Here is an 11957-nt window from a genome sequence, read left to right on the forward strand (position 1 = left end):
GCGCGGTGTGACGAGGACACGACTCACGAGCAGGAGCATCAACCATCCTGACCTCTGTTCAATTCCTTCTGATTGCTACGGTGGCATTCGCAGTGATGGGAGCAATCGCATCACTGACCTGCTTTATGCTGGGGCGGAACGCATGGAGCCTCTTAGTCACCCATCTGGGGGTGCTGGGTGGGACTCTTTGTGCTGCGATCCTGGCCGTGCTGCTGACGGGTGGGAACAGTTCCGAACCCGCGCTGGTGACGTTACCGAAATTCACCTGGCTGACGGTTCCCAATCCCCGTCAATTCTCGCTGGAATTCGGGGCTGAGGCGACGCTGATCAAGGCACTCCTGGTCACTCTGATCGGTGGTGGAATCCTGCTGACCGCCTGGTCTATCTCGTTGCGAAAATGTCCCCCCTTGCCAGAGAACGTGCAGGTGACCTGCTCGCTGCTTTTTGCCTCTGCCATGGGCTTTCTGTTCTCACCGAATCTGCCCCAATCGCTCTTGTCTTGGGGAGTTGTCAGCCTGCTGCTCAGTGTCCTGATCCGAATCCTCAGTGGCCCGGCCGTTTCCTCCTCGCCCGGCAAAACGACAGCCCGTTTGCGGGGGCTGACCCACGGGCTGCAGTGGATCGGGGAAAAACTCTGTAAGCCAGTTGGACGAGGAGCGATGATCTCTCTTCCGAACTGGATCAGCGAGCAATTCGAAGTGATCGAAGCGAGTCCCATTTCTGTGCAGCTACTCGCGGTCGTTCTAGGCGCCGCGGCGGTGCTGCTCACCTGGCTGATTGTCATCTGACGTCGTGCCGCACGAGACCCTCAGACGAAGGATCTCGTGCAGTCGTTCCGCGAGAATCTTCCTGCGCCGTTATCAGGGACTGCGCAGGTGATTGCTGAGTTTATGGGGCGACACACGGGGCAGCGTGATCAAGGCGTGGGAATCGGTTCGGTGGAGACTCCTTCGACCGCTTTCTGGATTTCGCCTTTGGATGCGAAGTAATAGACGATTCCGACGGCACCCCAGACCATCATCGTCAGTCGATATCCCAATGCGGTGAGGACTCCATTCGAGAAGGCCAGTGAAAGCTGCTGGGGCGTACTCTGCGGATCCACCGCCAGCTGGTGCTGCTGATAGAACCAGGCTACCGCTCCTTCGAGGGCTCCAACTCCTCCGGGCGAGGGAATCGCGGCACTGAGGGCTTCTGGAAGGGGCAATCCCACCACATGGTCGATATAGCCGGGATAAGTCTGGCCACTATGAATCGCCTGGGCACAGAAAAAGAACGATGTCAGAAATCCAAAATGGCCCAGCAGGCCTAGCAGGGCGGCTCCGATGACGATCTGGGGTTTTCCCTGGTAGAGCGCGATTGAGTCCATCAGTTCCTTCACAATCCGACCGACGAATTTCCAGGTGGTCAGCCAGTGCATCAGCCGTGAGTGGGTGAATGCGGGAACAAACATCAGGCCGATGCCGATCAGTCCGGCGATCGATCCACCCCACAGCACCCAGACCGCCCACTGCAATTCAGGGCCCGGTTTCGTTCCCGCAGGACTCAGCGAGGCGACCGCCCCCAGGACGAATAACGCCCACATCCCCAGAACTCGATCCAGAAAGACGGTAGCCATGACAGATGCAATCCTGCGGGGATGGTCTTTGGCGAGCAGTGCGGCTTTCACGAGGTCTCCCCCCACGGCCCCGGGGCCCATCAGGTTGCACGCTTCGCCCAGCATTCCCAGGCGAAAGGTCTCGCGGAGTGAGAGCGGAAGGTCGATCCCGCGGACCAGCAATCGCCACCGGCTGAATGTCGCCATCAGCGAGGCGAATCGAATGGCTAGTGCCATGAGGAAAACTCCCCAGAGGATCCGGCGACTGCTGAGCTGAGCCAGGTTGTCACGGGAAAACCAGAGCAGAGCCGAGAGCAGTCCAATGGCGAGCAGCCACTTGAGCGCAACGATCAGAATTGCGCGGTTCGGGTTGGGTGTGGCGGTCGTCACGGGGCAGACTCACTCTGTTGGGTTTCAAATAATCGGACAATCTGAGGAATTAGACGTTCAAAGGCTTTCGCGCGATGGCTGATATGACGCTTCACGACGGGCGACAACTGACCGAAGGTCTGATGAAATTCCTGGACGAGAAACAGCGGGTCATAACCGAAGCCGTGGCTACCCTGAAATTCTCTCAGGATTCGCCCGCCGCAGCGTCCTTCCGCTGACAGTCTGATCTGACCCTGAGGGTCAGACAGCACGGCGTAACAAACGTAGTAAGCGGTCCGTTTTTCGGTAGGGACACTCGCCAGCTCGTTCAGGAGCTTTTCGTTATTCCTGGCATCGGCTCCCTGTTCGCCGGCGTAGCGGGCCGAATGGATACCGGGGGCTCCGCCCAGTGCATCGACGCACAGTCCGCTATCTTCGGCGATGACCCAACGATTGAGCAGTCGCGCGACTTCAGTCGCTTTTTTCGCTGCGTTGGCCGCGAAGCTGTCGCCGTCCTCGACGACGTCCGGGACGTTTTCAAAGTCGGTGACCCCGATCAGGCCGATTCCGTGGGGTGCAAACAGCTCTTCGATCTCGCCGATTTTCTTTCGATTACGGCTGCTGAGCACAATTTCAGGGAAGGTTGTCATGATCTTCGGGCCGTTCAGATGAATTGAGGTGAGGGGGGATTTTGACGGAAAGCACGATTTTGGGAAGCCGACTTTCTCCACAGGTCGCTTGAACGCCGAACGTCTTGGCGAAACAATCGTGTCCGGACGAATGAGTGTATCTTGTTGTGCCTGGAAGGATTGCCTCGGCCAGAGGCTTTTCGGTGGCATTTCTCTTAAGTAGTGGATTCGATATGAATTGGTTGCGGTGGTCCTGTCGCGGGTGGATATTCGCACTATCGGTATCGTGTTGTTCGACGGGATTTGCCCAGCGGGAACTGACCGATATTCCCATTCCCGACGCGGAAGAAGAACGCAAGACGTTCGTCCTGCCCGAGGGATTCGAAGTCAACCTCTTCGCCGCAGATCCCGCGATTCATAAACCGATCCAGATGAATTTTGATCCGCAGGGACGATTGTGGATTGCTGCATCTGAGGTCTATCCCCAGATTGCCCCAGGTCAGCCTGCGACCGACAAGATTCTGGTCCTGGAAGACACGGATGGTGACGGTGTCTCGGACAAGACGACCGTCTTCGCCGACGGATTGCTGATTCCCACCGGTGTCGAACCGGGGGATGGAGGAGCCTACGTTGCCAACAGCACCGAATTGCTTCACCTGACGGACACCGACGGAGACGGCAAGGCAGATCAGTCCCGAATCGTGCTGAGCGGATTCGGTACTGAAGATACGCATCACATCCTGCACACGTTCCGGTGGGGGATGGATGGTCAGCTCTACATGAATCAGTCCATCTACATTCACAGCCACGTCGAAACTCCGTTCGGTGTCCGGCGTTTGAACGCGGGGGGAATCTGGCGTTTCCGACCGGAAACCATGCGGCTGGACGTCTTCGCTCGGGGCTGGGTGAATACCTGGGGGCACGCCTTCGATCGATGGGGACAATCCTTCGTCACGGACGGAGCAGGGGGGGAAGGAATCAACTATGCTGTCCCCGGTGCTGCTTATCCCACGGTCTACGGCGTAAACCGGATTCTCCATGGTTTGAATCCCGGCAGTCCCAAGTACTGCGGCCTCGAAATGGTCGATGGGCGTCACCTTCCGGATGACTGGCAGGGAAACCTGATCACCCATGACTTCCGTGGCCATCGCGTCTGTCGATTTGTGCTGAGCGAAGACGGGGCCGGATTTGCCGCGCGTCAGCAGCCCGATTTGATCAGTTCCGAACACGTCGCGTTTCGACCGATTGACGTCAAGCAGGGCCCGGACGGCGCGATTTACATTGCCGACTGGTACAACCCGATCATTCAGCATGGTGAAGTCGACTTCCGTGATCCGCGCCGCGATCACACCCATGGCCGTATCTGGCGAGTCACTGCGAAAGGACGCAAGCTGGTCGATCGTCCGCAATTCGCCGGAAAGTCGGCTGCGACCCTGCTGGACTCTCTCAAGTCTCCCGAAAGTTATGAGCGTCACCACGCCAAACGCGTGCTGAAAGAACAGGGGGAGGAAAAGGTGGTTCCAGCGCTGGCGGCGTGGGTGAAAAAGCTGGATTCCAAAGACCCCAACTTCGAACATCATCGGCTGGAAGCCTTGTGGATGTATCAGAGTCTCGACGTGCCCGAGCCTGCACTGCTGAAGGCCGTGCTGGATTCAAAGACACCTCAGGCTCGCGCTGCTGCGGTTCGCGTGGTCCCACAGTGGAAAGAACATCTTCCGGCCGCACTGGATTGGCTGGAAGTGGCCATTCAGGACGAACATCCCCGCGTCCAGATGGAAACCGTCCGGGCCTTGTCGGAATTTCCCGAGCTGCGAGCAGCGGCGATTGCGCTACGGGCTGCAGACCGCTTCCAGGACCAGTTCGGCGACTATGCGCTATGGCAGACCAGTCGGGAACTGGCTCCTGTCTGGCTTCCCGAAGTTGTTTCCGGCAAGTTCGACTTTGAAGGAAACGTTGCACGGCTGCTGTTCGCGATTCGCTCTGCCGAAGCGGGTTCGGCAATTCCTGTACTTGTCCAAAAGCTGCGAGAAGGCAAAGTCCCTGCTGACCTGACGAACTCGCTCATGGAAACACTCGGCCAATTGGGCGGGGCAGAAGACCTGCGACTGGTTTTTGATCTGGCTCTGACCAAATCGACGCCGGCTGCACAATCCGCAACGATGCTGACGACACTGGCCGAGGCCAAGCGGAAGCGGGACATTCAACCTGCAGGTGATTTGGCTCCTGTCATCGAAGCATTGAAGTCGAAAGACGGGACGCTGCAGACTGCTGCGGTGGATTGTATCGGCGCCTGGCGGCTGGAATCCCTGCGAGCACCCGTCACGGCAATCGTGACCGATTCCCAGTCGGAAACGGGCGTACGACTGGCAGCGATTCGCGGGGTCTCACAACTGGGGGGCGACGCGAGCAAACAACTTCTCGGAAAACTGGCGTCGACGGACAAGTCCGAGACGATTCGGGCGGCGGCCATCACCTCTCTGATCCAAATTGATACCCCCGCGGCCGCGGCGCTTGCAGTTAAACTGCTGGAACAGTCTGAAGATGTCTCCGCACAGTCCGCCATCATCAATGCCTTTCTACAGCATAAAGGAGGGCCGGACGTCCTTGCTGCGGCGTTTGTGGATCAGAAGCTGTCTGAAGACGTGGCCAAGATCGCCTTGAGAATCATCACCGGATCGGGTCGTCAGGAACCGAAGTTGACCGAAGCGATCAGCAAGGCGGGAAATATCGTGAATGCCGCAAAGGTACTCTCGAAAGAAGAGATGGCGGCTCTGGTCGGGACCATCAGGGAAAGCGGCAATGCTGCACGCGGTGAACAGATCTTCCGACGGGCGGAACTGAATTGCCTCAAATGTCACGCCGTTGGCGGGGCGGGTGGGAAAGTCGGGCCTGACCTGGTCAGCGTCGGTTCCAGTGCTCAGATTGATTACCTTGTGGATTCGATTCTGGACCCCAACAAGAACGTGAAAGAAGGCTATCAGTCGCTGGTTGTTGCGACAGATGAAGGGAAAGTCTTCACAGGTATCAAGGTGCGTGAGACCGATACGGACCTGCTCCTGCGGGATGTGGAGGATCGTGAGTTCGCTGTTCCGCTGAAGTCGATCGATGATCAGCAATCCGGTTCGTCACTGATGCCCGTCGGTCTGGTTGACAAGCTGACCCGGGCCGAACTGATCGATCTCGTGCGCTTCATGTCAGAACTCGGTAAGCCAGGTCCCTACGCCGCAGTCACTGCTCGCGTTGTCCGTCGCTGGGAAACGCTGCAGCCGACGAAGGAAAGTTATACGCGGTTGTCCCGCACCAGTGATGCACAAGTTGTCGCTGACGATACCGGACTGAACTGGGTTCCCGTCTACAGCACTGTCTCTGGAGCGCTCCCGCTGAGTGACGTCATGGACTTTACCATGCGTGGGCTGGGGGATCGGAAATTCGGATTCGCCCGGTGTACTGTGAACGTGACCACGGCAGGAGTCGTCGGGTTCCTCGTGAATGATACGACAGGATTAGAAGTCTGGGTGGACGGCAAGCCGGTTGATCCGGCGATGCAGTTATCGGTTCCGCTGGACGTCGGGACCCACCAGGTGACATTTGGCGTGAACCTGCTGACCCGTACCAAGCCACTGCGAGTTGAGTTGAACGACGTCAAAGACTCAAAGGCGCAGGCCCAGTTCGTCGGTGGCAAGTAACTGACACTGAATAGAACCATCCCGCCCAGCAGAGTCAGTCACATCCGTGGCTGACTCTGCTGGGCGATTTTTTCTTCCCCACCTCGCCGCCTCTCCTTTCTGCACTCTGCGGGTCACTTTCAGTCCCTCTCGGCCCTTCGTTTGGCGGTCTTGACCCAAAATCAAGATTCTCTTAAAAACCCGCCCGCTTCGCAGGGGTAACCGTTCAAGACGAGCGATTGCTGCCGAAGCCCCATCTTTTCACTTCCCTAGATTCACATCATCGCTTTCAGACCTCGTCTTTCAGGTAGGAAGGTTTTCATGCCCCGATCATCGTTCGGACTGGCCTCGCTGTCGGCTAGCCTCACCGTGCTGAGTTTTTGTGGAACGGCGTCCGCGCAATGGTTCTCAGGATCGGGGGCGGGCTGTGGCTGCTCGGCTCCGTCGTACCTGGGAGCTCCTCCCATTATGCAACAATCGGCCGTATATAGTGCGGCCTCCATGTCGACTGCCTCCTACGCCTATGGCGACGGTATTCAGTCGGGACCGGCGATCTGCCATATCGAGCAGCCTGTCGCTGTGATGCAGGTCCAGGTCGCACAGCCTGTTGTGCAGACGGTGGCCGTTCAGCAACTGCAGCCAGTCGTTCATCCTGTCATTCAGAATGTGCAGGTGACGGAGTATCAACCCGAAAAGCAGACCATTTCAAAACCGGTCGTGCGCACCGAGTGGGTTGATCAGGTCGTCACCGAAATGCGTCCTGTGACCGAACAGAAAACCGTGAATGTATCGACCGTCGATTATCAGAATGTGACGGAATACAAGACCGAGCGTAAGCAGGTCGGTTACTGGGTCACTAAGAACACTCCCACGGGTAAAGTCCCGTCATGGCAGTATGATAATCGTCCTAACATTGCCGGGTTTATTAATCGGACCGGGTACGATATGCGGAACGCATTCACACCGCAGTACCGCCAGGAACGTCAGTTCGTACCTCAGACCATGACCTGTACGGTTCCTTACACCAAGAAGGTTGCTGTTCCAGGGATGAAGCAGGTCACCTATAACGTGACACGCATGGAACCGACCCAGACCACCCGCAAAGTGGCAGTAAACAAGGTCGACTATGTTCCTACGGAAATCACCGTGATGAAGCCTGTTCAGGTGGTTCGTCAGATGCAGACCGGAACTCGTATCTCGTACGCACCGATCGGGTCGCCCGCACTCGGCGCTGCACCAGGGGCGAACGGAGCACCTGCGACCTCCCTCAAGCCAACTCCCGATGCAAACTCGTCTCAGCAGCGAGCACCTCGCTCTGCCGACAAGAGTGGGGATAACAATCCCTACGATAAGAATGATACCAGCATGCGTGGCGAAGACTCATCCGGAGTCCGCATGACGGAATCTGTTGTTCCCGCCAAGAAGTTTACTGCTCCCTCCGTTGTTCGTGTTAATCAGTGGGTCGCTCGGACCCCATCCAAGTCTGCTCCGCAACCGGGCGGTAAGTCCGCGGCGATCTCCATCGCCGACTCTTCCCGGTAAAACACTGCTTTCTTTCACATCTCACGTCGACTGTTTTTCCCCACGCGGTGCCGGTTTCCTGCCGGCACCCTTTTTCTTTCTTTGGATGCTCTACTCCCAGGGCAATGGCTGGCAATCAGAAAAGATTAAGTTAGCATGAAATCGCCGGGTCCCTGATTCTGCTGACCTGGAGCCGCCGCAATTCAACGACGGATCGGTGCCAGATGTCATGACGGGAGTGATCTCATGTTTCGCCGGATTGATTTGGGTGTCTGGGTACGTCTGCTCTTCGTCACCACCCTGCTGACCGTGAACGCGTTACCGCGGGAACTCTGCTCTGCCGCGGAAAAAGTGGATTCCGAGACCGATTTTCCCTTGATGGTATTTAATGTCGCCAGTTTGCAGCGACTGCGTGATCATGCGGATCTGATGTTTGAATCGGCCGAGCGAGCGGATCTGACGGAACGTGTCGATCAATGGACGGTTGAGACATTGAAAGAGACCAAGGGGATTGATCGACGTCGTCCCTTCGGCATGATGACGTACCTCAATACCGACGAATTCATCCGCCCCATGGGCATTTCCTACATTCCGATCGAGAATCTGGACGAGGCGCTCCAGACTCTGGCCTATGATTCCGGGACGATTTCTCCGGTTGAGGGAGAGCCTGATCGGTTTGATATCCGCTACGGCGAATCGTTTACACTGCGGACTCGCTACCTGAATGAATATCTCTTCATGGTCGGCCCGGACGGAAGCAAGTCCGCCCTGGATCTAAGATTTCCTGACCCCGCTAAGTTAACTGCCAAGCTGTCAGATCGTTATGACATCGCTGCGTCTGTCCTGATTAAGACGATTCCCCCCGGGATGAAATTACTGGGGCTCGAAGCGGTCAAAAATCAGGCGATTGCGAATCTGCAGCAGCGGGATGACGAACCCGAGTCCGTTTATCGGCTTCGTCGCGCAAACGGGGAAGCCTGGGTCGATATCCTGGACAAAGTTGTCAATTACGGGGAAGAGTTCACGATCGGGGGCCAGCTTGATCCTGCAACAAAGCACGCTGTCATTGAGCTGGATATTTCGGGGACCAGTGACAGTAAGCTTGCCAAGCTATTTCAGAACATGACGGGAAAGCGGACCTACTTCGGAAATCTGGTCGCAAATCCATCGACATTCACAATGTCCGTCTCATGGCAGATGGAAGAAAAGCAACGAAAACAGTTTGTCACTTATTTTGAAGCGGCGCAGCGAGATCTGGTGAAGAATGCCAGCTCTGATCAGGCAGATGAGTTAGCGAAACTTCTCGACCCGATCTTTCAAACATTGATGGCATCAGCCGAAACGGGCCATATTGATGCTTTTGCGCAGTTGACAGGGATGGAGCAGGAAAACTTTGTTCTGATGGCCGGGATCAAGGTTTCCACGTCTCGCAATTTGCCCTCCCAGATTACCCAATTGCTTGAGTTTCTGCAGGAAAACTCGAACGGAAACGAGATCCTTCTGAAACTTGACCCGGATGCAGAGCGGATCGAGTCACTTCCCGTCCATCGTCTCCCCGTCGAATCCCCGAATGAGGAGAGCCAGCGACTGTTCGGTGAATCGCCTCAGCTTTACATCTACACGACACCACAGGCCTTGTGGCTCTCGTTTGGTGGTGAACTGGCTCTGGATGCTTTGAAAGAGGCTGTGGCTCAAGTGGCGTTGCCGCAAACCTCTCAGAAGGGGCGAAATCGAATCCCCTTTCAGTTCGTGACCCACGCAAAGAACTGGCTGACGGCGGCCGACACCGAAAACCCCTCCGGATTTACCGAGCGGGCCGAGGCATCATTCGATTCCGACAACGACGCCATGACGCTGGAATTCCGCCCGACTGATCGGGGAGTTAAGCTCAGGCTAGAATTGGAAAGTGGATTTCTCGGCCTGATGGGGCGAGGGATCTCAAACGGAATGGAAAATGGCTTCTTTCGCCCGCCACGTCGTGGGAATCAGGAGCAGCTTCCCGTAGAGACCGCGCCCGAGCCGCCCGCTGTAACCAAGTGACTCGTTCGGCAATTTCTGCCGGGTTGAGAAATTTTACCGTTTTGTCAGTAAAGACGTTTTCTCTATGACGACAAGTGAAGTGACGGCAAGCGAGATTTACCTGATTCGTTATGGCGTCGTCTCGGAAGTCGCCCGGTTCGTCAATGAAGGTCCCGAAATTCCTGCCCGGGGGACCCCTGTGGTGGTCGAAACCGACCGGGGGCTTCAGATCGGGACCGTGCTGGAGCAGTTGAAACCGCACTACTGCAAAGCGGACGAGTCCCCGACGGAATTCAAACTGGTACGTTCAGCCACGGACCGCGACCTGCAGACCGCCCGTGAGCTGATCCGCGAGTGTGAAGCGGACTTTCCAGAGTGGTGTGCCCGAATTTGTCAGTGGGAACTGAATCTGGAACTGGTCGACCTTGAACGGACCCTGGACCGGGAAAAGCTGATTCTCTATGTCCTGTGCGACCGTGGTCCCGATACCACGAAGCTGGCGCTCCAAGCCGCGGCCGGGGGATTCGGTGTTATTGAGGTTCAGCCTGTTTCTTCAACCGGGCTTGTGCCACTGCCCCGCGCGTCTTGCGGCAGTGGAGGGGGAGGCTGCGGCTGCGACCATTAACGAGTCGTGCCCGTAGCTCGTTTCGATGCTCTACAGGCCCCGGCTGATTTTTGAGATCCCTGTCCCGTCCGGCAAGAGAATTGCAGATGGAATCCCTCAAGGGAACGGGACTTAGGGCGATTGAACCGAGGGGCTGTTTCGTCCGGCTGCGATATTAGACCTCTCGAATCGGGGCTCGCTGTTCCGGGGAAACCGACAGGAGGCGTCGAGTGAAACTTGATCAGGACATGTAAGATGAAGAGTCCCCTTTCTGCATCCCGCGCAGGCAGAGCGGCTGCCGGGGTCGCAGGGTGTACAATTCGGGCTCGCCTTCCATAACATCTCGCGCTGCGGGTATGTGGCAGAGCGCTCTGTCTCAACTTGTGATTCCCCGCCCGGGCAGGGCAACATTCAAGAGATTCACGCACGATGAAATTTAGATTTCCGATCGTCATCATCGACGAGGATTTTCGGTCCGAGAACACGTCCGGATTGGGCATTCGGGCCCTGGCCAATGCCATCGAGGGAGAAGGCATTGAGGTGCTGGGGGTCACCAGCTATGGCGACCTGTCCCAGTTCGCCCAGCAGCAGAGCCGCGCTTCGGCATTTATTCTGTCGATCGACGACGAGGAATTTACACCCGGCCCGGAACTCGATCCGGCTGTGGTGAATCTCAGAATTTTCATCGACGAGATTCGACGACGTAATGCAGAGATCCCGATCTACCTCTATGGGGAAACAAGGACCTCGCATCACATTCCGAATGACATCCTGCGCGAACTGCATGGCTTTATCCACATGTTTGAGGATACGCCCGAGTTTGTGGCGCGACATATTATTCGCGAAGCGAAAGCGTATACAGACAGCCTGGCCCCTCCGTTCTTTCGGGCCCTGGTTCACTACGCACAGGATGGTTCGTATTCCTGGCACTGCCCGGGGCACTCAGGTGGCGTGGCCTTCCTTAAAAGTCCCGTCGGTCAGATGTTTCATCAGTTTTTTGGTGAGAACATGTTGCGGGCGGACGTCTGCAACGCTGTCGAAGAACTGGGGCAACTGCTGGATCATACAGGCCCCGTCGCCGCATCCGAGCGGAACGCCGCACGGATCTTTAATGCCGACCACTGTTTTTTCGTGACCAACGGGACCTCTACGTCCAACAAGATGGTCTGGCACTCCACAGTCGCCTCTGGCGATATCGTGGTCGTCGACCGGAACTGTCACAAATCGATTCTGCACTCCATCATCATGACCGGTGCAGTCCCGGTGTTTCTCACTCCCACACGCAACCATCTGGGGATCATCGGTCCCATTCCCCTCGAAGAGTTTCTTCCTGAAAATATCCAGAAGAAGATCGAGGCGAATCCATTTGCAAAAGCGGCTCAGGCTAAGCATCCGCATCGTAAACCGCGCATCCTCACGATTACGCAAAGCACCTATGACGGCATTATCTACAATGTTGAAACGCTGAAGGGATTGCTTGACGGAAAGATCGGGACCCTGCATTTTGATGAGGCCTGGTTGCCGCACGCCACATTCCATGAGTTCTATCGGGATAT

The 11957-nt window shown here is 56.7% G+C and carries 8 protein-coding genes; 6 read left to right on the forward strand and 2 right to left on the reverse strand.

From position 1 onward, the window contains the following. The first annotated feature begins 95 nt into the window (after positions 1-95). Positions 96-788, forward strand: a complete 693-nt coding sequence (locus VGE80_RS24795; protein WP_440594520.1) for a hypothetical protein — start codon at positions 96-98, stop codon at positions 786-788. A gap of 128 nt (positions 789-916) precedes the next feature. Here VGE80_RS24795 and VGE80_RS24800 read toward each other — a convergent pair whose 3' ends face one another. Further along, on the reverse strand, positions 917-1984 hold the full coding sequence (locus VGE80_RS24800; RefSeq protein WP_397569321.1) for a lysylphosphatidylglycerol synthase transmembrane domain-containing protein: 1068 nt from the start codon (positions 1982-1984) through the stop codon (positions 917-919). Next, positions 1981-2613 (reverse strand): RdgB/HAM1 family non-canonical purine NTP pyrophosphatase, encoded by a 633-nt coding sequence (rdgB, locus tag VGE80_RS24805; protein ID WP_397569320.1) that lies wholly within the window; start codon positions 2611-2613, stop codon positions 1981-1983. Before rdgB ends, VGE80_RS24800 begins: the two co-directional genes overlap by 4 nt. A 212-nt stretch (positions 2614-2825) precedes the next feature. Here rdgB and VGE80_RS24810 point away from each other — a divergent pair, with 212 nt between their 5' ends. From VGE80_RS24810 to VGE80_RS24830, 5 genes are all read left to right on the forward strand, one after another. Further along, a complete protein-coding gene (locus tag VGE80_RS24810) occupies positions 2826-6278 on the forward strand; it encodes a PVC-type heme-binding CxxCH protein (protein WP_440594521.1) in 3453 nt (1150 codons plus the stop codon). Positions 6279-6578: 300 nt separating this feature from the next. After that, positions 6579-7799, forward strand: a complete 1221-nt coding sequence (locus tag VGE80_RS24815) for a hypothetical protein (RefSeq protein ID WP_397569318.1) — start codon at positions 6579-6581, stop codon at positions 7797-7799. A gap of 225 nt (positions 7800-8024) precedes the next feature. Further along, on the forward strand, positions 8025-9818 hold the full coding sequence (locus VGE80_RS24820) for a hypothetical protein (RefSeq protein ID WP_440594522.1): 1794 nt from the start codon (positions 8025-8027) through the stop codon (positions 9816-9818). A gap of 64 nt (positions 9819-9882) precedes the next feature. Continuing rightward, the gene (locus tag VGE80_RS24825; protein ID WP_440594523.1) at positions 9883-10422 is read left to right on the forward strand and encodes a hypothetical protein; all 540 of its coding nucleotides are present in this window, start codon (positions 9883-9885) and stop codon (positions 10420-10422) included. Positions 10423-10830: 408 nt separating this feature from the next. Continuing rightward, positions 10831-11957: Orn/Lys/Arg decarboxylase N-terminal domain-containing protein (locus VGE80_RS24830; protein WP_440594524.1), on the forward strand; the 1127-nt coding region annotated here is incomplete at its 3' end.

The organism is Schlesneria sp., from assembly GCF_036405755.1.
In the GTDB taxonomy this organism is placed as follows: Bacteria; Planctomycetota; Planctomycetia; order Planctomycetales; family Planctomycetaceae; genus Schlesneria; species Schlesneria sphaerica.